The organism is Serratia fonticola (genome assembly GCF_001006005.1).
GTDB classification, from domain to species: Bacteria; Pseudomonadota; Gammaproteobacteria; order Enterobacterales; family Enterobacteriaceae; genus Chania; species Chania fonticola.
The window spans coordinates 4,277,976-4,301,497 of sequence record NZ_CP011254.1; the positions used below are offsets into that span (position 1 = coordinate 4,277,976).

Sequence of the window (23,522 nt, forward strand, 5' to 3'; positions counted from 1 at the left end):
ACTGAACATGTAGTAAGATTTACCATCACTTCGTAGTAATGCATTGCGCAAAGTAGCGGATTAAACTCCGCTACTTTGCCGCAAAATCCGTGCCGTTATCGTATAATTACCTGTTAAGCACCGCGTTTCGTGGTGCTCCTCGCTTCAAGTGGCTCCACTGAGGTATTATGGCCGAGCGGCCCATTTCGCGGCCAGCTTGCAACAGGTGAGAAAGTATTGATGGCATTATGAAAACACTTAAGCCACGCCGCCCTCATGGGAGGTGGATCTATTACATTCTGCACGAAGATATTCTGTGGCCATGCCCAGTCAAATGGGAGTGGGAAGAGAATTTCGAGGCATGGTTGCCTTTTTACTATTCGCCCACCCTGGAGTTTGTGGCAGGCGATCCGGCGAAAGCCGTCAAGGTGACGAAACCCCAAACGCCCGGCTTGCAGCCGAAACGCCTGGAGTACGCTTGATTCGGGGATACCCGATGATTATTCAACCATTCCCTGAGTGCCGATACTCGCCAAGCCATGCTATCCAGGCTGAAACAGTCCATCCCCAACGCACAACCGCTTTTCTGGCGGAACTCAATTGAGCAAATCGTGAACGGTACGGCGCACGTAGTGGGTCATCTGTGCCAGGTCTTCGGGCGCAACCGGGCCACCGCCAGCCATGACGACCTGTTGCTCGATCTGAGTGATCTCTTGCTCAACCCGGTTGGCGATTTGCACCTTGACGATCTTGTCTACCGATGACAGCAGAACCTTCAATACCACTTTCAGCGCAATGTTTTCGCAGAATGAATCGTAGGAGTGGGCTGTTGGCGGCGCTTCTACCGCCGGTGGCGGCATGCGTGGGGCCATAGCCTTGAAACTGTCTACATTTTCAATAATAAGATCCATGTCTCTTATTAGTTCATCAAAATCTTTAGACACTGACTTATTTCCCTTTGCAGTACGCAAAAAATAGAACGCCTGGCTTTGGTTGGCGGACAGGCGGACACAGCTTGAATCGACCGGACGTTCAACGGGTGAGCGGTAGGCTGGTCGGCATTTTAACCCTGCTCGGGTTCCGCAAACAAGATAGGGATGATTGATGGCTAGCCTTATATGTATAACTGCCATTGATGATTTTTCGCTGACCATACAAAGTGCATTGCCGCACGGAGCTCGGATAACCGGGGGGATATGATAAAAAATGCGAAGGGTATTCAGATAAACGCTTAGACCGCAACCCGACAAGCGCTGCACAGGCTAAACTTGAGGGGCAGACATTTACACCGGGAGGAGATATGGAACCCGAACGTGGCATTAAGCGAGTGATACTTTCTGATGGCGCTATCAAACATGTGGTGGTGGAAGACGCTATGGGCAACGAGCGCTCCCTGGCCGCCGTAGATTACATCTCTGAGGGGATACAGCCGCCGTTGGAAACGCTGCCGGAAGTCCCGGCCCAGGAAGAGTAAAAAGGTCCAGGAGGATTGGTTGTCAACCCTCGGCACCGGGCAGCGATTGCTGCTGCCAATCCGGCACGATATTGCCGATTGCTAGCCTTTTCCCCATACTGGCAGAAATTGTGTATTTTAGTGCACCCAGCAGGAAGGGCAAGTCAGTGTCAACGGTCAAGAAAAACTCTACTCCCACGCTGTTTCTGAAGATCAAACCCCAGGAAGCCGTACTGGTCTTTATCACCATGCTCTGGGGCGGCACTTTTTTGGCCGTGCATCAGGCGATGCTGGTCAGTGGGCCATTCTTTTTTGTCGGGCTACGTTTTGGCACCGCGACGTTGGCGCTGGTGCTGTTCTCTCTGCGTTCGCTACGCGGGATGACCTGGTACGAAATCAAGGCCGGAGTGTTTATCGGCACCTCGATCATGTTCGGCTATGGCCTGCAAACCATGGGGCTGCAAACCATCACCAGCAGCCAGTCGGCCTTTATTACTGCCATGTACGTGCCGATTGTGCCGTTATTGCAGTGGCTGGTCCTTGGGCGTATGCCGGGGATCATGTCCTGGATTGGCATTCTGCTGGCCTTCGTCGGGCTGATGCTGTTGAGCGGGCCAAGCAGTTCCAGCCTGGCATTCAGCGGCGGTGAATTCCTGACGTTGGTCAGTGCGTTGGCGATCGCCATCGAGGTGATTTTAATCGGTGCTTTTGCGGGCAAGGTCAATGTGCGGCGGGTGACCATTGGGCAGCTGGCTACTGCGTCGTTGTTATCGTTTTTGATGATGGCTCCCACCGGAGAGTCGGTTCCGGCGTTTTCCAACTATCTGCTTTACAGCGCGGTAGGGCTGGGGATCGCCAGTGCGGTGATCCAACTGACGATGAACTGGGCACAACGCAGCGTTTCACCTACCCGTGCCACGGTTATTTATGCCGGTGAACCGGTATGGGCTGGAATAGTCGGCCGTATCGCCGGTGAGCGTTTGCCTGGGTTGGCGCTGATTGGCGCAGGGTTGATTGTGCTGGGGGTGATTGTCAGTGAGTTGCGTATTCGGCGTAAACCAAAGCCGGTAGAGTTGACATAGGGGCGGGCGCTGCATGCTGCACCTGTAAAAACGCCGCGTGAGAACGCGGCGTTGCAATAACTAAGGTCAGGCCGCTTTCTTACGGCGTACAAACTGATAACCGATCCCCAGAATGATAAACCACAGTGGCGTGACGACCAGCGCCTGGCGTGTGTCCTCGCGCAGCGTCAACAGCACCAGCACGAATGCGAAGAACGCCATGCATACCCAGCACATCAACTTACCGGCAGGCATCTTGTAGATCGATTTCTGGTGCAGTGCCGGGCGTTGCTTACGGTAGACCAGATACGAGCACAGAATGATGGTCCAGACGAACATGAACAGAATGGCCGACACGGTGGTGACCAGCGTGAATACGGTCATGACGTTCGGGATCAGATAGATCAGCACCACGCCGCCCAGCAGGCAGATACAAGAGAAGGTCAGGCCGTTTGCCGGTACCGCACGTTTGGACAGGTTGGCAAAGGATTTAGGCGCATCGCCTTCCTGTGCCAGGCCGAACAGCATACGGCTGGTGGAGAACACGCCGCTGTTGGCGGAAGAGGCGGCAGAGGTCAATACCACGAAGTTGATCACGCTGGCTGCGGCTGGCAGACCAATCAGCACGAACAGCTCGACGAACGGGCTCTTATCGGCCACCACCGAATTCCAAGGCGTTACCGACATGATCACGATCAGCGCGAAGACGTAGAACATGATGATGCGGATCGGGATGGAGTTGATGGCCCGTGGCAGCACTTTTTCCGGATCTTTGGTTTCGGCCGCGGTGGTTCCCACCAGCTCGATACCCACAAAGGCAAACACCGCAATCTGGAAGCCGGCAAAGAAGCCGCTAATGCCTTTAGGGAACATGCCGCCATCATTCCATAAGTGGGAGAAGGAGGCTACGCTGCCGGTTGGGGATTCGAAGTGCATGGCCACCATGACCAGGCCGGCGATGATCAGGCCCACTATCGCGACGATTTTGATCATCGCAAACCAGAACTCCATCTCACCGAACATTTTCACCGTTGCCAGATTCAGGCTGAGCAGCAGCAACACGCACAGTAAAGAGGCGATCCATTGGGAGAGATCGGGGAACCAGAACTGCGCGTAGGCGGTAATGGCCACCACGTCGGCAATGCCGGTCACCACCCAACAGAACCAGTAAGTCCAACCGGTGAAGAACCCTGCCCAGGGGCCGAGCAGATCGGCAGCAAAGTCACTGAAAGATTTGTACTGCAGATTGGAGAGCAGTAACTCACCCATCGCGCGCATCACGAAGAACAGCATAAAGCCGATGATCATGTACACGAAGATGATGGAAGGCCCGGCCAGGCTGATGGTCTTACCGGAACCCATAAACAAACCTGTACCAATGGCACCGCCAATAGCGATCAGCTGGATATGTCGGTTTGAGAGGTTTCGCCTTAGGTGATCTTCTGATCCGGGCGTGGCGTCCACTGCTATTTTAGAATGATCTACCATCGTATGCTGTCCTGTTTTTACCTGTCATGAGTGGAATGGCGAGCTCTGAAGTGGCTCTTTTTTATCTGTATTAGCCGGTTTTTCCGACAAAAGTTAAGGTAACTCAATATCACCACCTTTGTGCAACATATTTACAACATAATAAGGTGGGATAAAAGCCGATTATTCTTTACTCAGGGGAGGCAAATCGGACGTCTAGGGGGCGGAAGATTACTCTTTACCGCGGCAAATGAACAGTGCCAGCAGTGGTTATCTCATTGATTAAACAGGGGGTTATAAAATTCGCATGAGAAAAACTAATGCTAAAAGACGGTAAAACTAATCCTGATGCCTGCTTGTGCTTGAGGGGCGTTAATAGTGGGTTTTGCGCGGGGAGCAGTTGAGTTCTAATCAGTTTATTGCTGCAGCTGGCGCGGCTTGGCAGAGGATCGCCGGGCGTGCAGCGTACATTTGGTTGGTTTTGCGGTTCAAATCACAAAAGTATAAATCATTGGTTGAGTAATGGTGGCCAAAAGGTCGAGAAGCCACCAGCTACACCTGCTGATCACAAAAGCATCATAAATAGGTACAAGCTCCCATTGGCCAGCGGTAAGCTGTGTTCATCACGGTAATACAGAGAGGGGATTGAATATGTACAAGACCATTTTAGTACCGGTAGATCTTGCTGAAGACGTATTGACTGAACATGCGCTCGAACACGTGGAGTATCTGGCCAAGATGTCTGGGGCCAAGGTGCATTTCTTCCATGCCTTGCCGGATGCTTCGGCGTTTGTGACCGCCTATTCGTTTGGCATCAAAGAGTTTGAAAATCAGGCTGAAGTGAAGGCGGTGGAGGGGTTGAAGAAGCTCATGGCGGGGATCGATCTGCCGTTGGAGCGTCTTTCTTATACCATCAGCTTCGGTTCGCCACGTGACGAGGTGTTACAACTTGCCGAGGAAATCTCAGCCGATCTGATCGTGATTGGCTCTCGCCGTCCTAGTGTCAAAACCTATCTGCTCGGCTCAAATGCGGCCGCCATTGTCCGCCACGCCAAGATCTCGGTGATGGTAGTCCGATAAGCAGTAGTTAGTCTCCATCAAACCCGGCCCGTGCCTTGCGGGCCAATTACCCCAAAGAAAACGGTGCTTGCCAGCATGCCCGTGCAGATACTGCGCGAAAGGTGAGTTAATTCCTAAACTATAGGGCTATTTATTCGCGGTACGAACAATAATGGGGTAATAAAAATCCCACAACATTATTAATGATTAAATGGGACTAATCCTATTGTTGTTTTTTCAACTAATGATTAATGCGCTAGAGTGGATGTTGGTTAAGTTAATGATAGAAAATATTCTGTTACGAAACTTATCATTCAACCGCTAAGGAGGGGGGGATTACATCGCCAAGCCGTTATCAGACCCCAAACGGGGGCCTGATAACGCACGGATTATTGGCGGTAGGCGTGCTTGATCTGCTGAATACTGTTCTTGAAGATTTCAGCCTGATCCGGGTCATCTACCTGAGCGGCAAAACGTTCCAGATTGATGATCACTTTACCGGCATCAGCCTGGCCAATTGCCTTTAATATCAACGTCAAAGTCGCTTTGAGGCAGGCAACTTCTGTGGCCAGCGCTTGCGGGTTTGCAGACGTAGTGAAGTCAACGTTGCTCATTTTATCTCCTGAATTTTAAGGCATAAGCCTGAAGTGAAATGTGAAATGTGGTTTGATGCACAACAACCCGCTGCCGACTCACCCAGGCAGACCCCGTGCCTCATTTAGGGCGCGGAGTATATCACAGCATCGGCGGTTCGTATCGCTGAGGCCGCGTGGCGAGGGCATGATGCCCGTGAGGGCTGGTTGGCAGGGCATTTTTTTACGCTAGTGGTGTAATTCCTTTGCGTACTCATTTATAGTTAGTGGCGGGGTGTGGGCTTTCAGATCGAGTGGATTTTATAAAGTAATACTGGCTTAATTCGACGTGATGAATAACTATTTCATCTGCAAGCTATTGACATTTAAGTCGGTTATTTTCTCTTGAAATGTCACCTTTTTCGCCGTCTACAACGGTTATGTATTCTGAATAAGGGTTTCCCTATAGCGGTTTGTACGTGATTAAAAATGGCGTAATTTTGTTATTTTTTTGTAATTCATATAGTTACGGGTGATAGTTGGTAGGGCGGTTATTATCTGGTTTTGTGAAAACAGCGATTATTTTTCCCGCCAGAAGGCGTAAAATGGCGTATCATGGTGGTAATGTATTAAGCCTAATAGGCTTGATGGTTTTTTATCCGCTAACCAGTGGTTTAATCGTAACAAAGGTGGCGCAGGGGTCGACAAACCCGGCCATAGTTAACCGAGAGTAAGTATTAATCTGTATTCATTCTTTGCTGAAAACCAAGTAATATCTGTTTAGATGACAGAGGCTGATTGATTGCGTTACTCCCTTATTTTGGAGAATTTTCCTTGATTAGCGTTCTTCTTGTTGATGACCACGAACTGGTGCGCGCAGGGATACGACGCATTCTTGAAGATATCAAAGGCATTAAAGTTGTTGGCGAAGCACAATGCGGTGAAGATGCCGTAAAATGGTGCCGCGGCAACTCTGTCGATATCGTTTTGATGGATATGAATATGCCGGGTATTGGGGGGCTGGAAGCCACCCGTAAGATTGTGCGTTACACGCCCGATATCAAGGTCATCATGTTGACTATTCATACTGAGAATCCGTTGCCTGCCAAGGTGATGCAGGCGGGCGCTGCTGGCTATCTGAGCAAAGGCGCAGCACCGCAAGAGGTGATTAATGCGATCCGTTCGGTACATGCCGGCCAGCGCTACATCGCTTCGGACATCGCCCAGCAAATGGCATTAAGCCAGTTGGAGCCGCAGGCGGAAAACCCGTTCAGCACCTTGTCTGAGCGTGAATTACAAATTATGTTGATGATCACTAAAGGGAAGAAAGTGAATGAGATCTCAGAACAGCTGAATCTCAGCCCTAAAACAGTGAATAGTTATCGTTATCGTATGTTCACCAAGCTGAATATCAGCGGGGATGTTGAATTGACCCACCTGGCGATCAGACACGGGCTGTTCAACGCGGAGACATTGTTAAGCAGTGAATGATCGTTTTGATGCACCGGCATTTCTTAAAACCGTAACCAGTCAGCCTGGCGTTTATCGCATGTATGATCTGACGGGGACGGTGATCTATGTGGGTAAAGCCAAGGACCTGAAAAAACGTCTCGCGAGCTATTTCCGCACTCAGGTCAGTAGCCGTAAGACGGAAACGCTGGTCAAAAATATCTCACAAATTGACGTTACCGTTACCCATACGGAAACCGAGGCGTTACTGCTGGAACATAATTATATCAAGCTGTATCAGCCCCGATATAATGTTCTGTTGCGCGACGATAAATCCTATCCGCTGATTTTTTTGAGTGCCGATAGCCACCCACGGCTGACGGTACACCGTGGTGCCAAGCATGCCAAAGGTGAATACTTTGGCCCGTTCCCCAATTCTTACGCCGTGCGTGAAACGCTGGCGCTGCTGCAAAAACTGTTCCCCGTGCGTCAATGCGATAACAGCGTCTACCGCAATCGCTCCCGTCCTTGCCTGCAGTATCAGATTGGCCGTTGTCTGGGGCCATGCGTTGCCGGTTTGGTGAGTGAGGAAGATTACCGCCAGCAAGTAGACTATGTGCGCCTGTTTTTGTCCGGTAAGGATCAGCAGGTATTGCACCAGTTGATTGCGCGGATGGAAAACGCCAGCAAACTGCTCAATTTTGAAGAAGCTGCGCGCATCCGCGATCAGATCCAGGCGGTACGGCGAGTGACAGAAAAGCAGTTTGTCTCAGGAGACAGCGACGATCTGGATGTGATCGGCGTGGCTTTCGATGCGGGTATGGCCTGCGTACACGTGCTGTTTATTCGCCAGGGCAAGGTGTTAGGCAGCCGCAGCTACTTCCCGAAAGTACCGGGTGGAACAGAACTGAGTGAAGTGGTGCAAACCTTTGTGGGCCAGTTCTATTTACAAGGCAGCCAGGCGCGCACCTTGCCGTCCGAGATCCTGCTGGACTTTATGTTACCGGAAAAAGATCTGTTGGCTAGCTCGCTAAGCGAACTGGCTGGCCGCAAGATCCAGATCCAGAGCAAGCCGCGTGGCGACCGTGCCCGCTACTTGAAGCTGGCGCGTACCAATGCTTCGACGGCGCTGGTCACCAAGCTTTCTCAGCAATCGACTATCCATCAGCGGTTGGCGGAACTGGCGAAAACGCTGAGCCTGACCGAAATAAACCGGATGGAGTGTTTCGATATCAGCCACACCATGGGAGAGCAGACCGTTGCTTCCTGCGTGGTGTTCGACAGCAATGGTCCATTGCGCTCGGAGTATCGGCGCTACAATATTACTGGCATCACGCCGGGTGATGACTATGCGGCGATGGCGCAAGTGCTGAAACGGCGCTATGGTAAAGCTCTGGAAGAGAGCAAGATCCCGGACGTCATCTTTATTGATGGCGGCAAAGGGCAACTGGGTATGGCGATTGACGTGTTCAATTCGCTGAACGTGACCTGGGACAAGCACAAACCGTTGCTGATCGGTATTGCCAAAGGCAGCGATCGCAAAGCCGGGCTGGAGACGTTGTTCTTCGTCCCTGAGGGGGAGGGGATTTCGCTACCTTCGGACTCGCCGGCACTGCACGTGATCCAGCATATTCGTGATGACTCACACAACCATGCGATCACCGGCCATCGCCAGAAACGGGCGAAAGTCAAAAACACCAGCGCCTTGGAGCTGATCGACGGTGTTGGGCCAAAACGGCGTCAGGTGCTGTTGAAGTATATGGGTGGACTTCAACCATTATTGAACGCCAGCGTTGAGGAAATTGCAAAAGTGCCGGGTATTTCACAAGCATTGGCAGAAAAGATCTACAATGCATTGAAACACTGAGGGCAATGTAGCAACATACTCTTAATTTCCACTCCAGCCAGATAGTTACCAGCATTATGCAATTGAATATACCGACTTGGCTTACCCTGTTCCGCGTAGTTTTGATCCCGTTCTTCGTCCTGGCGTTTTATCTGCCGTTCGTCTGGGCTCCGATGCTCTGTGCGGTCATTTTCGTGTTTGCTGCTGTAACCGATTGGTTTGACGGCTTTTTAGCCCGTCGCTGGAAGCAGACAACCCGCTTTGGCGCGTTCCTCGATCCGGTTGCCGATAAGGTGATGGTGGCGGTGGCCCTGGTGCTGGTAGCGGAACATTATCACACCTGGTGGATCACTCTGCCTGCGGCAACCATGATCGCCCGCGAGATCATTATCTCGTCGTTGCGCGAATGGATGGCGGAAATCGGCAAGCGCAGCAGCGTGGCGGTTTCGTGGATTGGCAAGGTGAAAACCATGGCGCAGATGATGTCATTGGTTGGCCTGTTGTGGCGGCCAGAGCCTACGGTGGAGTATCTGTCGTTCGGCTTGCTGTACATCGCCGCCGTGCTGACCTTCTGGTCAATGTTCCAATATTTGAACGCGGCACGCCGCGATTTGCTGGAACCTTGATCGAAGCGATGTAAAAATCGGCAAACGAACCCGGTGAGACAACAATTTTATTGACTCACCACGCCAGATAAGTAGAATGCATCGCATCAGACGGCAGCGGTGAGTTGCCAAAAGATTTAAAAAAATCAGCAAGTTCTGATTAAAGCGGGAATAGCTCAGTTGGTAGAGCACGACCTTGCCAAGGTCGGGGTCGCGAGTTCGAGTCTCGTTTCCCGCTCCAAATTTAGTAAAGCTGGTGATTGCGAGCTTTAGCCTGCAAAGGCAAACAGAATTAAGGCGCGTTAACAAAGCGGTTATGTAGCGGATTGCAAATCCGTCTAGTCCGGTTCGACTCCGGAACGCGCCTCCAATTTTCCCGAGCCCGGGTGGTGAAATCGGTAGACACAAGGGATTTAAAATCCCTCGGCTTATGGCTGTGCGGGTTCAAGTCCCGCCCCGGGTACCAGGAAAATAAACTAAGAATAATCAAAGCAATATGTAGTAATGTCGTACCGCCGAGAGGCGGTTTTTTTGTGCCAAAAATCCCCTTTTGCCATATCATTTCGCCATATTCTGGCCGCCGACCACTGGCACAACCGCAATTTTTCTATCATACCGCGCCGTTTGCGTCACGTTCTTGTGGCCAGATATTGCTTGTCGTACAGGCTTTCGTCCAGATCAGCAATGCCTTTTGCTTTCAAATCGTGGAACGTGCAATCGAAACTCAGGTCTGGATGTTTCTCCGATGTTGCCTTTTTAGCCTTCATCCAATGTGCGTTAAAGCTGTCCCGGGTTATACCTGGATCCCGACGGGTGGTGAAGAACGAACACGCTTAGCTACACACTGGCGCTTCAAGCCTCACTACAAATCTGCGCCTGACAGATAGGCTCGCTGAATATTTGGCGTGCAGAATTACCCCACGAAAGTTGACTTTGCTGATCGCCTATTCGGGATCTGAAGGGCACAGTGTTTTGCAACCAGGTTGAATTTATAAAATGTTGTTCTCAATTTGAACTGTATAGGATTTCTACTACATTAATAGTTCCTGTCTTATCTGATGCAGAGGAACTTATGTCTAGTGAACCACTTTTCATGAATGTTGTTAATGGCCTTGCTGAAATGTCTCCTGTTGCAAAAACGCTTGGTTGGAAATTCATTAAATACAATAGTGAAGAGAAAGAGGTACATGTTGAGTTTGAAGCAAGCGATTCACTAGCAAACCCTATAGGATGTATTCAAGGAGGGGTGCTCTCGGCAATGTTGGATGATTCAATGGGGCCAGCCATCTATATCACAATGCCTCAAGGGAAAGTTGCTATAACCATTGAGTCCAAGACTAACTTTGTAAATGCAGCTTACCCAGGGAAAATTTATGGCAGAGGACGCATTGCTCATGCAAAGAATTCGATTATATTTACCTCTGGTGAATTATTTAACGAGGCTGGGGATATTATCGCGACGGCTACTGCAACGTTCAAGGTGTTTCCTTTTGAGGTTCCGGACTCGACGTGGAAGATAGTGTCATAATATGGAGAAGAATAATTACCTAATGATATTGATTTTGGCCGCCTCCGGGCGGTTTTTGATTGACCATTACAGAGCAACTTTGCGAGGCTGCTGCGTAATGCGCAAGCAAAGCCATCAACAACCCAGACATACCGTAAACTGATAGGTTAACTGAATATGTGGTGAATGCGCAGGGGCAAGAATGTGAATATTTCAACCTGCCACATGCCGGAGATCAGCACTGGCCACCACAACCTTATAGAAAAGCTCATGCTTAGCCGCCGGGGCTTCTTTGTGCCTGAAATCCGCTTGTCGGCTAAAAATAGCACAACTAATACCCTCTATTTGGCATTAATCACTCCTTTGCTGCCTGCATCATTATCCACCCAGACATCTTCCCCCTTGAGGCGACGATCTCCTTGAATGGTATAAGTGATAGCGCCATTTTTGAACACCAGCGCACCATCAGATTTTTTTGCTTTAACCTGCTTACCGTTGACCAAGACATGATCCTTGGCATCGATACTGATTGTCGCTACCGTGGCACCCGTCTGTGGGAATGTGGCAACCCACTCACCGGTATATGGGCTGGCACTCGTGTCAGCGGCGGGGGCGGCTCCAAAACCGGCCTTGGCATTCTCGGCCTTGGTTTTGTGAATGTCACAGCCTTGGGCCTCGGTCACTTGGGTGCAGCCAGAACGTTCAAGCTGCTGGGCAAATTTTGCGTTGATGGCGTGGGCCGGGGCGATGCCAAGTAGCGTAAGTATCAGCATAACGGCTGCATTTTTTGACATTGTAGTTCCTCCCAAAATGAGCCGCTCTGTTGCCACGGATACGGACTGGATATCTCAGTGGCAGAGGGGCATATCTAAATCTAGCACTCAATAGCCCTTAACGCGATTCGACAAGCAATGACGCATTTTCTCAGTCGATGGTCGAATTCAATCACGGAGGGCTAGGCTTTTCTATCGTCGATTTATCAATTGAATGGATTCAGCCCGATTTCGTTGCCAGCGGCAACTGGTATGCTACAAGACTCGGCTATTCAATCAGGAGATGACGATGGAATTTGAAATTGAGATTATTAATCCGGCGAAACATCCAGAGCTAGCGGCCCAGCAGGTGGTTATCGAACTGATCCGCGCTGGGAAAATTGACAACTCCTTTAATGGCGCCAAAGCGTTAAATACTTACCAAAACCTGGTGGAAAAGTATAAGGCATTAGCTGCAGAGCCCGGTGCTGTTCAAGCTAAGGACAACGCTATAGAGCCTCCTGCCTCGGAGGCCAAGGTGGTTACAACGCCGAGTAAACCTGCAGTCGTTGCGGCCAAAGCAAAAAACAATGTCGACAAGGCCCCCGTAGCGGCAAAATCGAGGGCCAAGACATCGGCTCCAGCGGTTAAAGAGTCAACCGTTGCTGCAGAAGTCGTTGCCAAGCCAAAGAAAGCCAAACCAAATCCGACTACTGCCAAGAAAAAATAATCCTTCTATGCGCGGAGGTTCCAACTTTCGCGCAGCTTATTCAAAATTGGGCGCAGCGTGCAGCGCCCCTACGCCTTGAGTCGGTTGAAGTTTGCCAGCTCATGCGTGACTCGTTATCAAACGACTATTTCGTCGAGACTATGCTGATGCCTTCTGCCGGTAGCGGCAGCGCCGTTTTATAACGCACCTGCTTGAGGGCAAAGCTGGAGCGGATGTTGGCTACGCCCGGGATCTTGGTCAGATGATCCAGAATAAAACGCTCAAGTGCGCGAATATCGGGCACCAATACCCGCAGCAGGTAGTCTGCATCGCCCGTCATCAGATAACACTCCATCACTTCTGGCCGCTGATCAATGGCTTGTTCAAAGTTGCTGAGCGCACCTTCCACCTGCTTTTCCAAACTCACCTGAATAAATACGTTCACATGGAGCCCTAGCACCGCCGGTTCCAGTAAGGTTACTTGTCCCCTGATGATGCCCAACTCCTCCATGGCTTTTACACGGTTGAAGCAAGGGGTTGGGGAGAGATTGACCGAACGGGCAAGCTCGGCATTGGTGATCCGCGAGTTCGTCTGCATCGAGTTGAGAATGGCCACGTCTGTGCGATCAAGCTTCTTCATATGAGAAAATTTACCCTTAAAATGTGATTTATGAGGTTAAAGTGACTCATAAAAACCGATTTGATGAACATAATAAGAGAAAGTTTCCCCGGTTATCCAGATAAAATTGGCATGTTGAATAAATGGATGAGAAACCGCTGTGGATACTGAGGGTAAATACTTAACCGGCTCGCCAAGCGTGTCGAGCTACGCGCCCGATAGCGTGAAAATCAAAGGCGTCCTGCTGTTGGTTGGGGCTATTGTGATTTGGGGGGCGAACTGGCCGGTGATGAAGGCTGGGCTTTCTCATATGACGCCGATTTGGCTTTCTACCACCCGATTTGTCAGTGGCGCGCTGTGCCTGTTTGCTCTGCAGATATTGACCAAAAAGCTGCGATTCCCGCCACGCAAGGATTGGCCGTTGGTGGCGAGCGTGGGGCTGCTGCAAATGCTGACATTTACCGTGCTCGGTGCCTTTGCCATGACCGAAGTACCTGCTGGCCGATCCGCAATCCTGGCTTACACTACGCCGCTCTGGGTCATGCCTATCGCAGTGTTGTTTTTCCGGCAGTCGCTTTCACGTCGGCAACTGATGGGATCGTTGCTGGGTGGTGTAGGGGTCATTGTGCTGTTCAACCCGTTCACGTTTAACTGGGGCGATAAGGCTCTCATCGTGGCGAACCTGATGTTGCTTACGGCCTCTTTTGCCTGGGCGATGTGCATTTTGCACCTGCGTTATCATAAAGGGGTGTGCAGCGCATATGAGCTTGCTCCCTGGCAGATGCTGTTGGCAAGCGTACCGTTAGCACTGATGGCTCGGGTTTTCGAAGGGCCATATACAGGCGATGGTTCTACATCGTTAATCGAAATACTGCTGTTTATGGGGCCGCTGGCGACCGCGTTCTGCTTTGTTGCGGTGAATGCCGCCAGCATGTGGTTGTCGAGCACCAGCATGTCGACGGCGATGCTCGGGGTGCCGGTGATAGGCTTACTGATGTCCGTTGTCTTCCTGGGGGAGCAATTGACTCTCACGCTGGGTATTGGCCTGCTGGTCATTATGTCGGGTATTTTTATTGTGACGGTAAAGCCATCGGCAAGAGGCATTAAGACTCAGTAGGGGCGCTGCATGTGAACTGAACCCCAAATGTTGGACAAACATCTCCAATGCTGCGCCCGTAAGTAAACATGGCCAAGTTAGCTTGGCCAGCTTATGGGACTGCTCTAGTAATTCTCGCCAACCTTTCTCTGCTGGACCGAAAGGGCTATCAACATCAACCCCGTAAGCAATGAGATACCAATGATTAATTTCCAGGCATCCAGGTAGCCATAGCTTTGTATATACGCCCCCATCAAGATATAGGTAGGCATCAGGCCCAGGCTCCTAATGGTGGTCACTATCCCGCTGATGCGTCCACGATGGCTGCGTGGGGAGTTATTGGCTAAATAGATCCCTTCCTTGGTGACGAGCAAGATCTCGCCGATGGTAAGAAAGAACCAGGCAATAAACTGCATGGCAACCAGAGGGTATAGCATGGTAATGCCATATCCCAGTGCCAACGCCAACGCGGAAATGGCCAGGCTTTTAATGTCGCAGATGTTGATGGTCATTCTGATAATCAGCGGTGTCATCACCACTACCAAAATGCTGGCGGAGGTCATTAACTGGCCAAACAAGACCGGCCCTTGTTGGCCAAAAATATGGCTAAGGTAGAGCGGGGTGGTCATGGTCATTTGGTTTAACGAAAACCACAGCAGCATACATAACACGCCGAATACCAGCAGCCGAGGCCTTTGCTTGAACACCTGCCATACCGAAGCATCTGTGGCTTTTTCCAGTTCGGAGTGTTCTCGATGGTTTGTTACCCGACCGTCGGCAGGATTGGCTACGTACAATAAAACGATGGCTACGCCTATCAGGCCGGCGAGGCCATTACCCCAAAAAATCCAGGCGGTGTAGTTCCAGAAAAGATAGCCAGCCAGAACCGGTCCAACGCCAGAGCCCAGGTTGTAGGCAAGATAGCTTAACGACATCACCGCATTGCGATTGGCTGGTGTGGATAGATCGGCGACAAGGGCATTACTTGCCGGGAGAGCTACACCAAAAAAGAAGTAGCTGACAAAAAGCAATGCCGGTAGCAGAGTATGCCAATCGGCAAAGAAACCGCTCACGACCAAGATTATCGAACCAACGATCTCCCCCCAAATCATCATGTTCTTATGGCCGAAACTATCGGACATCTTGCCGCCGACCAGATTCCCCAAAAGATAGAATGCGGTGACTCCCATCGCCAGGCCGCCTGCTATGGTTGTTGAATAGCCTAGTTTTTGCGTTAGCAGCAGAACCATGAACGGTATGATGAAATTGCCAAGGCCAAGAACAAACCTGGCTAAGGCAATAAAATAGACGTCGTTTGGCAACCCTTGGTACATGGCGACGGGATTGAAAGTTCGGCCGGGCAAGAGCACCCCCTTAATTATTACTGTTGAAGTTAGGGGCGCAGAGCATTGAGGTATCCGAACCTGATAACTGCGTCATTCCTGAAAAGTCATGGCAAATTAGCATGTTCGTGGGGGGAAGCAAACAGAACGAACGAGGCAACGGACAGAATCTTAACCGGCTCGTAATACGCCCGTTGAGAGAAATAAAAAGGCCAGAGTCGTTACGCTAACGAGCTCTGGCCTGTTTGTTCAGCGTGGAGAATTAATCCAGTTTTGGATGCTGGTCGATCAGCGTTTGCTTTTTCTTCTCCAAATCGGCGATTTGCTGGCTGATATCTTCGACTTTCTGCTCGATATTATCGTAAGTTTCCTGCAGCAGCTCTTTGGCTTCTGAGCGGTCAGAGGCGGCAGGAGCAGCACCGCGCAGCGGCTTGTTAGCCGTTTCTTTCATATACAGGCCGGTAACCAGACCAATCGCTGCCACTACCATCAGATAATAGGCTGGCATATACAGGTTGCCGGTGGTTTCGACCAGCCAGGCGGCCAGCGTTGGTGTGACACCTGCAATCAGTACCGAGATATTGAATGAAATCGCCAGCGCGCTGTAACGGATGTGCGTTGGGAACATCGCAGGCAGAATGGAGGCCATCACTCCGATAAAGGAGTTGAGCAACACGGCCAGTATCAACAGACCAACAAAAATCAGGCCAATAACGTTACTGTTGATCAAGATAAAGCTAGGGATGGCCAGCAACAGCAGGCCGACGCTACCGCCAATGATGAAGGGTCTACGGCCAATGCGGTCGCTGGTCATGCCGACCAGTGGCTGGACGAACAACATACCTAGCATGATGGCAATGATAATCAGCACGCCGTGGTCTTCGGAATAGTGCAGATTATGCGACAGGTAGCTTGGCATGTAGGTCAGCAGCATGTAGTAGGTCACGTTGGTCGAGATCACGATACCTACGCACACCAGCAGGCTTCTCCAGTGCTTGGTGGCGATCTCTTTGAACGAGGTCTTCGGCGGGTTCTCAATGGCCGCACGATCGTTCTGTTCCATTTTGTCCATATGCTGCTGGAACGCTGGCGTTTCTTCCAAGGCGTGGCGCAGATACAGGCCAATCACACCCAGCGGTGCTGCCAGGAAGAACGGAATACGCCAGCCCCAGTCGAGGAAGTTGGCCTCACCCACGATGCTGGAGATAAGTACCACCACACCAGCCCCTAATACGAAGCCGGCGATGGAGCCAAAGTCGAGCCAGCTGCCCATAAATCCGCGTTTACGGTCTGGTGAATACTCGGCCACAAAGATGGCTGCGCCAGAATACTCCCCACCGACGGAGAAGCCCTGTGCCAGTTTGGCCAGCAACAGCAGGATAGGGGCCCAGATGCCAATTGAGGCGTGGGACGGGATCAGGCCGATACAGAAGGTACTGATCGCCATAATAATGATGGTGATGGATAACACTTTCTGGCGGCCGAATTTATCGCCCATGGCACCGAAGAAGACGCCGCCCAAAGGACGTACCAGGAAAGGAACCGAGAAGGTGGCCAGAGCGGCAATCATCTGCACGCCGGGCGTGGCGCCAGGGAAGAACACCTGGCCAAGTGCGTAGGCGACAAAGCCGTAAACACCGAAGTCAAACCATTCCATGGCGTTGCCTAATGCGGCGGCGGTAATGGCTTTCTTTAACTTGCTGTCATCAATAATAGTGATGTCATTAATCTGTAGTGGTTTATGCCTTTTTTTTCTTAGCTTCATAAATCATCCCATGCAAAATTGATCGTCGGCGAGTTCGTCGGCCCGCTCATTTTTATTGGTCAAGATATCAGTCAGGCTAATGTCACCTTTGTTTTGCAGATTGTCCTCGTGGTTTTTTTCTGAGAGTCTCATCACAATAAATAGGGTTTTAAACAAAAAAGGTCATCCTTAGGATTAGTTTTTCTTGTCATATAGCTTAGCGTTATCTGGGATTTGAATCAAATCGAGTAAAAAATGTTATGTTTTTCAGAGGCTTTTACTGCAGGATTATCTGAGGGATGGACCAATTTTCATCAATAAAGGGTGCTAAAAAGTGTTCAGCATGTCTGCGAACACCTGTCTACAATGTCCCCGAACAGTACAGGAATGATACAGGGTTAAGGCCCCCTCACAGAGGTAAGAGAAGGGGGCTGCTAAAGTTCGCCTGGTTAAGGCTTGCCGTCATAACCATCCCAGTAAGTGGCGATAGCATTTTCGAGCAGGATCTCGCGCTGTTTTTTCGGCGAGTCAGCCGTATAGGATTGATTAAACATCATCGCCTTTTGCTCTGACTCAGGTAAAAAATCAGGGCTGCGGAACCCATTCACTCTTTGCTGTGCCTGTTCGCGGGTCAGTCCATCCTGGCGATCTTTTTTTCCTGCCTGGTAGAACTGCTCGAAGAACGGGATGGCGGTTTTGGCTGACTTCGAGATATTGGTCTGTGTGTTGGGGTCGAAATGCGCATTCGCCAACTGATAAGTGGCATGGCGGGCGTGTCTTTCAACGCTGCTTTGTGAGGCAGTACAAGCGCAAAGTAATAACGTGGCTAACAACGGGATAGAACGATAACGTTTTGATGGCATGTGATGCTCCTTGTTATAGGTATTGAAGGTTCCAGAGGATGTCCCTCTATCCTATCCCAGTAGCAACACATTGAAACCCATCATGATAGCGCAACCCTTGCTACACTTATTACAGGCAGCGTTGCCTGGTGAGTGGAGGTGGATATGTCTGATACCGAACTGCTTCAAGTGCTTTTGCAGCGTATAGAGGCATTGGAAGCCCGTGAACAGGCACTCATTGCGGCCTCCAATGCCTACCAGGCAATCATCACCACCCTATTGGGCAATATGGATAAAACAGCGTGCGACAAGGTGATTTCGATGATCGATCAGGCACATGAAATCGCCTATGTACGCGCTGCGCATCGCTGTGACGAACCGCAGAAACGTAAAATCAAGCAGGCGGATGATGTTGCGCAGCGTATGTTTATGGTCGCTCAGGGGCAGGGAAGGGCATCACAGTCACGTTGATCCTATAACAGTTTGCGGCGAATAATGCAGGAATTGATCTACCTCAATAAACTGTCATTGTGATAGCTTGGGCTGAGATTGGTGATAGTCACGATGCGCTGAGGCATTAAGGTATGGCGATGGATACGATTAAGAACATCCTGGTTGCAGAGATAGAACAGATTAACCGGCGGGAAGGGCGTGACGGCAAGCCGCGTTTCAACAGCGAGTTTGCACGTACCCACCGTTGGCTGTGCTTTGCCATGTTCGCTGGCTATTTTGCGGTGATTGCGGTGATGTACCCGGTGCCCTATATGGGGCTGTATTCGTTCCTGGGTTTTACTGCCTTTGTGTTGTTTATGTTTGCCATGCTGCTGATTGAAATCAAACCGGTTTACCGCTTCGAGGACATCGGCGTGCTGGATCTGCGAGTTTGTTACAATGGGGAATGGTACTTTACGCGCGCACTGTCGCCGCAGGCTATCCAGGCGCTGTTGAACGAACCTACGGTGAGCTCGGTGTTGAAAACGCGTATGCAGGAAATCATCGCCAACAAGGGCGAGATTGATTTCTATGACGTTTACGATCTGGCCTATGCCAAAAGGTTAGCCACCCCGTCAGCGCCGCAGGCCGCGCTGAGCTGAATAGGTTGCACCGTTGTCGAGGTTGGCTATAATAGTTGTTGGTCATGAGACTATTCTTAGGAAATAGCGATGAGTGATGATATTTTTGATTTTGACATTGATGATGAATTAGCCAAAGCGGAAAAAAATGCGGCGCAGAAGGCCAGGGAAGTTCCTGAGATTTTCGAGGATGAAGAAGACTGCGAAGGCTGCAAAATCTGATTGAATTGCCAAAAAAACCGCCGCGGCGGTTTTTTTATGCCCGCTCGCCAGACATTGCCTCAATCCAGCACAAAACCCCAGACCAACAGTCCGGCCACGGTGACGAGGCACAGGGCAGAAACGGTCAGCAGCACTTTTCCCAGTAAATCTTTCTCTTGTTGTTTTTGCATCAGGTTACATCATCCAAATAGTATTCGATGGACCAAATCGGCGATACCCAAATCCAGTAAGGCAACGCTTAAAGCGATGACGGTCAAGGCTGAAAAGAACTTCGCTTTGCTGCTCAAGATCTTATCCGACGGTTGATGTACCGCAAACGGCCCACCTCAACGCTGAGGTGGGCATTAATGACTGTCATTAAGAGTTTTCCGGGCCGGATTAGTTCCCGCAACGGCATGGTTAATGGCGATTAACGGGTTAATCGGTAACGATCTTGACGCCTATCTTGCTGATTTGATTAGCATCCATCTCCGCGATAGTCCAGGTCAATCCATCCCATTCCACCTGATCCCCCACCACGGCTTCGCCCCCGATTAACCGGGTGACAAACTGGCCGAGCGTTTGCTGATCGTCCACGCCTTCTTGCAGATTCAGGCCGTAGACCTGAGAGATATCACTCAGGCGCGCATCGGATTGCAGAATGAAATCGCCGAAGAACCGCTCATCCAGCGTAACCGTAGGCGCCTGGCTGAACAGTTTACCCAACGCAGGCAGATCGTGTTCATGGCCAATAACGCATAGGGTATCGCCCTCCAGCAAGCGGGTGCTGCCGCTCGGGTGTAACAGTTCTTTCCCACGGAACAGCGCGGCAATGTGCGTTCCCGGCGGCATCTTGAGTTCGCGCAGCGCCGCGCCAACGCACCAGTTCTCTGCGCTTAGCTGATAGACAAACTGCTCCCATTGGTTTTCCTGATGAACATCCAGCCCCACGCGGGAAATCGGGGCCAATGCCGGTGGCACCACCACCTTGGCCTTTTTGGCGGCAAAGGACAGCGAAGTGCCCTGCAACAGCAGTGAAACCAACACCACAAAGAACGCGACGTTAAAGAACAGATTGGCATTGGGTAGCCCGGCCATCATCGGAAACACCGCCAGGATCACCGGTACCGCGCCGCGTAACCCCACCCAGGAGATAAACATGCGTTCGCGCAGGTTGAAGTTGCGAAACGGCAGCAGGCCGATAAACACCGAAATCGGGCGGGCAAACAGGATCATCCATAGCGAGAGCAGCAGGGCAGGGATGGCGATTGGTAACAGGTCGTGCGGGTTAAGCAACAGCCCAAGCACCAGGAACATACCGATCTGGCTCAGCCAGGCCAGGCCGTCGAAGGTTTGCACAATGCCGTGGTAGTTACGGATTGGACGGTTACCCAGCAGCAGGCCGCACAGATAGACCGCCAGAATGCCACTGCCATCCAGAGCGGTAGTCAGGGCAAAGATCAAGATGCCGCCGCTCACCGCCAGCAGCGGATACAGCCCTTCCGCCAACTTGATGTGATTGATCAGCGTTATCAGCAACCACCCGCCGCCCAGGCCGAGTACGATACCCATACCGAATTGCTGCAAGAGATGGACGATGAACATCCAGCTTAACGAGGTTTCGCCAGCGGAAATCATGGCAATCAAGGTGATGGTTAAAAACACCGCCATCGGGTCGTTACTGCCGGACTCAATTTCCAGCGTCGCGCTGACACGCTCGTTCAGCCCTTTGCCACCCAACAGTGAAAACACCGCTGCCGCATCGGTCGATCCAATAATGGCACCGATCAGCAGCCCCTGGATCAAATCGAGGTTAAACAGCCAGGCGGCGGCCAGGCCCGTCAGACCTGCGGTGATCAGTACGCCGATGGTGGCCAGTGACAATGCGGGCCATAGCGCGACACGGAAGGAGCTGACGCGGGTACGCATCCCGCCATCGAGCAGGATCACCGCCAGAGCCAGGTTGCTGACCAGATAGGCGACGGGATAGTTATCGAAGGCGATGCCTCCGGGGCCGTCAACACCGGCCAGCATGCCTATCGCCAGAAAGATCACCAGAATGGGAATACCCAGGCGCGAAGAGAAAGAACTGAGCAGAATACTTGCTCCCACCAACACGGCACCGATGATGAACAAGCTATTGATCGTGCTGGCATCCAAAATAATGTTCTCCTGCGAGTTGAGCTGAAAGGTGGGGCGCCAAAGCAATGACACCGGGTCATAATAGCCTGTTTTTCCTGTGCAACGCCAAGGCTGATTGCCAAAAAAACGGTGTCATTATGGCTGGTTGCCGCAAAATTTGATGAAAGGAGAGGTGAAATGTGGGTATTGCGGCTTTTGTGCCTATTTATCAGCTCATTGAGGACGGTAGGAAACAGGTTATTGATGAAAAACCATTAACCCCCCAGCAGGAGGCTTAATGGTTTGCAGGCGGGAGGTTAGTGATCGAGTGATTGCAGGGCACGCTTGATTAATTCGGCTGCCAGTTTCCTTTCGGCCTCAGAGATCCCGTCCAGGTTGAGGCTGGAAAGCTCGGTTACCAATACGCTGCGATCTTTGCCGCTGATGGAAGAATCCAGTGCGGACAGCAGTCTACCCAAGATTTTCAGTAGTGTGGCGTTTTCTGCTACGGCTTCGGTTGCCGCGGTCGGTTTATCGGTCATTAAAAATCCTCTCTGTCGTGACGGAAGGGAAATGTTACCGGCGCACGCGATGGTGATGCGCCATCCCTTAGGGTTCGTGAGCCCAATCGCTACCGTAAGGCAGGGATGTGGATTTTTTCTTATGCACTGTAGTTATAACAAGTCACTGCAATATGCTCCAGCACAACTTTGCATCAACGGGTCGCGATAGGTTGAGCAATATGTGCGCTGACCACCGATCAATTATAGCTAAGCGGTCACAGCATGCGGCGCACTTACGAGGGGGGAGTGTCATGTTAGCAGGGCGCTGCAGGCAACGCCCTTACACGGGAGGTTAGGCTTTACCAGAGAACAGGAAGCGTAACAGCGGGATGCGCTTGTGCAACTCATATAACAGGAAGGCGCAAGCAAAGACGAACACCAGGCCCAGTAGGAAACCCAGCAGATTATTATCGATCAGCGGAGTCACGAAGGCGCCGTATATCAGCGTCAGCGGATGGTGAACCAGATAGATAAACAGCGAAGCGTTGACCAGATAGGTAATGCGAGGCGAATGGAAATCGAGCAGCGCATGGCCAAATGCGAACACCACGTTGGCCATCAGGACCCCGAGCACGGCTTTGATCATGATTTCCAGTTCAAACCCAAAACTGCTGTGCGCCAGCAGTTTCTGGTTGAGCATGTAGGCTACCAACAGCAGCAGTGAGCCCAGTACGGCTGGCCACGAGGGCTTGAGGAACACCGCTTTCAGCCATGAGTACTTAAACGCGTAGGCACCCACAATGAAGAACGGCAGGTAGAACAGGGTTTCCATCACCACGAAGTTGAACAGGCCGTTAGACAGTAAATGCGGGGCGGTGATTAAAATAATGCGATGAAACACGCCGTATATAAAGGCATACAATAAAAACCACAATGAGATATTGCTGAGATTGGTCATTTTATTTATTGGCCGCGGTGCCATCGGCGTTTTTATAGCCTTAATTTTTTTAAACAGATAAAAACAGGCGCAGGTCAATAAGCACAAGGTTAATAAAAACCACAGATGGGAGACCAACTCCCAGACCGCCACGTTTATTTTTTGATAAGGGGTAAAATCATCCCAGCCGGCTAATTTATCGGTGTAGTTCTTGAGTAAAAAAAACTGTGGCAGGGTAATCAATGGGATAGAGCTCAACAGCGGAATGGCAACCCGCTCCAGGCGTACCTTCAACCAGCGGTGGCTATCATAGCGTTCGTACAGCATGTAGGAAAAGTAGCCGGAGATGATGAAGAACACCTGCATGCGAAAGGCGTGAATAAAGTCGTTCAGCACCGTTAGCGAAAACGACGGGGTCGTGCTGTTTACCGCCCACGAGTGGCTGGAGTAAATCAGAGAAAGATGAAAAGGAATGCCCAGCAGCATCAAATAGGCCCGGATCGAATCCAGGAAAAACTCGCGCTGGTTAGTGCTGTTAGTCATAGGTTACCGCTGGTGGTTGCATCAGGGGAGTGTAAACCCGC

The 23,522-nt window shown here is 51.1% G+C and carries 24 protein-coding genes, 3 tRNA genes and 1 pseudogene; 16 read left to right on the forward strand and 12 right to left on the reverse strand.

The features are described 5' to 3' along the window. The first annotated feature begins 227 nt into the window (after positions 1–227). Complete coding sequence (locus tag WN53_RS18910) at positions 228–461, forward strand: hypothetical protein (RefSeq protein ID WP_024486733.1); 234 nt, start codon at positions 228–230, stop codon at positions 459–461. 114 nt (positions 462–575) lie between these two features. Here the strand turns inward: WN53_RS18910 and WN53_RS18915 are convergent, their stop codons facing one another. Then, positions 576–890, reverse strand: coding sequence for a hypothetical protein (locus WN53_RS18915; protein ID WP_024486732.1), 315 nt, complete (start codon positions 888–890; stop codon positions 576–578). Between the two features lie 389 nt (positions 891–1,279). Between WN53_RS18915 and WN53_RS28790 the strand changes: the two genes are divergently transcribed. Continuing rightward, positions 1,280–1,453, forward strand: a complete 174-nt coding sequence (locus WN53_RS28790) for a hypothetical protein (protein ID WP_164721884.1) — start codon at positions 1,280–1,282, stop codon at positions 1,451–1,453. A 146-nt stretch (positions 1,454–1,599) separates the two neighbouring features. Further along, positions 1,600–2,514 carry a DMT family transporter gene (locus WN53_RS18920; RefSeq protein ID WP_024486731.1) on the forward strand — a complete coding sequence of 305 codons (915 nt, stop codon included), beginning with the start codon at positions 1,600–1,602 and terminating at the stop codon, positions 2,512–2,514. A 66-nt stretch (positions 2,515–2,580) separates the two neighbouring features. On the opposite strand, the gene cycA is transcribed toward WN53_RS18920, so the two are convergent. Then, entirely contained in the window at positions 2,581–3,981 is a 1,401-nt protein-coding gene (cycA, locus tag WN53_RS18925) for a D-serine/D-alanine/glycine transporter (RefSeq protein WP_024486730.1), read from the reverse strand. Positions 3,982–4,611: 630 nt separating this feature from the next. Between cycA and WN53_RS18930 the strand changes: the two genes are divergently transcribed. After that, a complete protein-coding gene (locus WN53_RS18930; protein ID WP_021178353.1) occupies positions 4,612–5,040 on the forward strand; it encodes a universal stress protein in 429 nt (142 codons plus the stop codon). 368 nt (positions 5,041–5,408) lie between these two features. On the opposite strand, the gene WN53_RS18935 is transcribed toward WN53_RS18930, so the two are convergent. Beyond that, on the reverse strand, positions 5,409–5,633 hold the full coding sequence (locus WN53_RS18935) for a DUF2594 family protein (RefSeq protein WP_021178352.1): 225 nt from the start codon (positions 5,631–5,633) through the stop codon (positions 5,409–5,411). Positions 5,634–6,425: 792 nt separating this feature from the next. Between WN53_RS18935 and uvrY the strand changes: the two genes are divergently transcribed. The 6 genes from uvrY (at position 6,426) to WN53_RS18965 (ending at position 9,957) form a co-directional block, all read left to right on the forward strand. Beyond that, a complete protein-coding gene (gene uvrY / locus WN53_RS18940) occupies positions 6,426–7,082 on the forward strand; it encodes a UvrY/SirA/GacA family response regulator transcription factor (protein WP_024485703.1) in 657 nt (218 codons plus the stop codon). Further along, a complete protein-coding gene (uvrC, locus tag WN53_RS18945) occupies positions 7,075–8,907 on the forward strand; it encodes an excinuclease ABC subunit UvrC (RefSeq protein ID WP_024485702.1) in 1,833 nt (610 codons plus the stop codon). Before uvrY ends, uvrC begins: the two co-directional genes overlap by 8 nt. 56 nt (positions 8,908–8,963) lie before the next feature. After that, positions 8,964–9,512, forward strand: coding sequence for a CDP-diacylglycerol--glycerol-3-phosphate 3-phosphatidyltransferase (pgsA, locus tag WN53_RS18950; RefSeq protein WP_021804755.1), 549 nt, complete (start codon positions 8,964–8,966; stop codon positions 9,510–9,512). A gap of 144 nt (positions 9,513–9,656) precedes the next feature. Beyond that, a tRNA-Gly gene (locus WN53_RS18955) sits at positions 9,657–9,732 on the forward strand. Positions 9,733–9,787: 55 nt separating this feature from the next. Next, positions 9,788–9,861 (forward strand) — tRNA-Cys (locus tag WN53_RS18960). 10 nt (positions 9,862–9,871) lie between these two features. Beyond that, positions 9,872–9,957: transfer RNA gene (locus WN53_RS18965), tRNA-Leu, on the forward strand. A 92-nt stretch (positions 9,958–10,049) separates the two neighbouring features. Here the strand turns inward: WN53_RS18965 and WN53_RS28980 are convergent. Further along, positions 10,050–10,325, reverse strand: a pseudogene (locus WN53_RS28980) (site-specific integrase); the annotation flags it as partial. A 238-nt stretch (positions 10,326–10,563) separates the two neighbouring features. Between WN53_RS28980 and WN53_RS18975 the strand changes: the two are divergent. Continuing rightward, the gene (locus WN53_RS18975) at positions 10,564–11,019 is read left to right on the forward strand and encodes a PaaI family thioesterase (RefSeq protein WP_024485701.1); all 456 of its coding nucleotides are present in this window, start codon (positions 10,564–10,566) and stop codon (positions 11,017–11,019) included. 320 nt (positions 11,020–11,339) lie between these two features. Here WN53_RS18975 and WN53_RS18980 read toward each other — a convergent pair whose 3' ends face one another. After that, the gene (locus WN53_RS18980) at positions 11,340–11,792 is read right to left on the reverse strand and encodes a hypothetical protein (protein WP_024485700.1); all 453 of its coding nucleotides are present in this window, start codon (positions 11,790–11,792) and stop codon (positions 11,340–11,342) included. Between the two features lie 268 nt (positions 11,793–12,060). On the opposite strand from WN53_RS18980, the gene WN53_RS18985 reads away from it, so the two are divergent. Then, positions 12,061–12,480 (forward strand): hypothetical protein, encoded by a 420-nt coding sequence (locus tag WN53_RS18985; protein ID WP_046808169.1) that lies wholly within the window; start codon positions 12,061–12,063, stop codon positions 12,478–12,480. Between the two features lie 124 nt (positions 12,481–12,604). Here the strand turns inward: WN53_RS18985 and WN53_RS18990 are convergent, their stop codons facing one another. Beyond that, positions 12,605–13,099, reverse strand: coding sequence for an Lrp/AsnC family transcriptional regulator (locus tag WN53_RS18990; protein WP_024485698.1), 495 nt, complete (start codon positions 13,097–13,099; stop codon positions 12,605–12,607). Between the two features lie 139 nt (positions 13,100–13,238). Here WN53_RS18990 and WN53_RS18995 point away from each other — a divergent pair, with 139 nt between their 5' ends. Further along, positions 13,239–14,195, forward strand: a complete 957-nt coding sequence (locus tag WN53_RS18995; protein WP_024485697.1) for a DMT family transporter — start codon at positions 13,239–13,241, stop codon at positions 14,193–14,195. A gap of 104 nt (positions 14,196–14,299) precedes the next feature. On the opposite strand, the gene WN53_RS19000 is transcribed toward WN53_RS18995, so the two are convergent. The 3 genes from WN53_RS19000 to WN53_RS19010 form a co-directional block, all read right to left on the reverse strand. Then, the gene (locus tag WN53_RS19000; RefSeq protein WP_235166997.1) at positions 14,300–15,496 is read right to left on the reverse strand and encodes an MFS transporter; all 1,197 of its coding nucleotides are present in this window, start codon (positions 15,494–15,496) and stop codon (positions 14,300–14,302) included. A gap of 283 nt (positions 15,497–15,779) precedes the next feature. After that, the gene (gene proP, locus WN53_RS19005; RefSeq protein ID WP_024485695.1) at positions 15,780–17,282 is read right to left on the reverse strand and encodes a glycine betaine/L-proline transporter ProP; all 1,503 of its coding nucleotides are present in this window, start codon (positions 17,280–17,282) and stop codon (positions 15,780–15,782) included. A gap of 428 nt (positions 17,283–17,710) precedes the next feature. After that, positions 17,711–18,124 (reverse strand): Exc2 family lipoprotein, encoded by a 414-nt coding sequence (locus tag WN53_RS19010; RefSeq protein WP_024485694.1) that lies wholly within the window; start codon positions 18,122–18,124, stop codon positions 17,711–17,713. 144 nt (positions 18,125–18,268) lie between these two features. On the opposite strand from WN53_RS19010, the gene WN53_RS19015 reads away from it, so the two are divergent. From WN53_RS19015 to WN53_RS29055, 3 genes are all read left to right on the forward strand, one after another. Beyond that, entirely contained in the window at positions 18,269–18,574 is a 306-nt protein-coding gene (locus WN53_RS19015; RefSeq protein WP_024485693.1) for a hypothetical protein, read from the forward strand. 119 nt (positions 18,575–18,693) lie between these two features. After that, the gene (locus WN53_RS19020; protein WP_024485692.1) at positions 18,694–19,197 is read left to right on the forward strand and encodes a YlaC family protein; all 504 of its coding nucleotides are present in this window, start codon (positions 18,694–18,696) and stop codon (positions 19,195–19,197) included. Positions 19,198–19,266: 69 nt separating this feature from the next. Continuing rightward, positions 19,267–19,398, forward strand: a complete 132-nt coding sequence (locus tag WN53_RS29055; protein ID WP_255417739.1) for a hypothetical protein — start codon at positions 19,267–19,269, stop codon at positions 19,396–19,398. A gap of 417 nt (positions 19,399–19,815) precedes the next feature. On the opposite strand, the gene WN53_RS19030 is transcribed toward WN53_RS29055, so the two are convergent. The 3 genes from WN53_RS19030 to mdoC all read right to left on the reverse strand — a co-directional run bounded on the left by WN53_RS19030 (position 19,816) and on the right by mdoC (position 23,481). After that, the gene (locus WN53_RS19030; protein ID WP_024485690.1) at positions 19,816–21,537 is read right to left on the reverse strand and encodes a potassium/proton antiporter; all 1,722 of its coding nucleotides are present in this window, start codon (positions 21,535–21,537) and stop codon (positions 19,816–19,818) included. Positions 21,538–21,815: 278 nt separating this feature from the next. After that, complete coding sequence (locus WN53_RS19035; RefSeq protein ID WP_021178338.1) at positions 21,816–22,040, reverse strand: hypothetical protein; 225 nt, start codon at positions 22,038–22,040, stop codon at positions 21,816–21,818. 313 nt (positions 22,041–22,353) lie between these two features. After that, on the reverse strand, positions 22,354–23,481 hold the full coding sequence (gene mdoC, locus WN53_RS19040) for a glucans biosynthesis protein MdoC (RefSeq protein WP_046808170.1): 1,128 nt from the start codon (positions 23,479–23,481) through the stop codon (positions 22,354–22,356). Positions 23,482–23,522 lie beyond the last annotated feature (41 nt).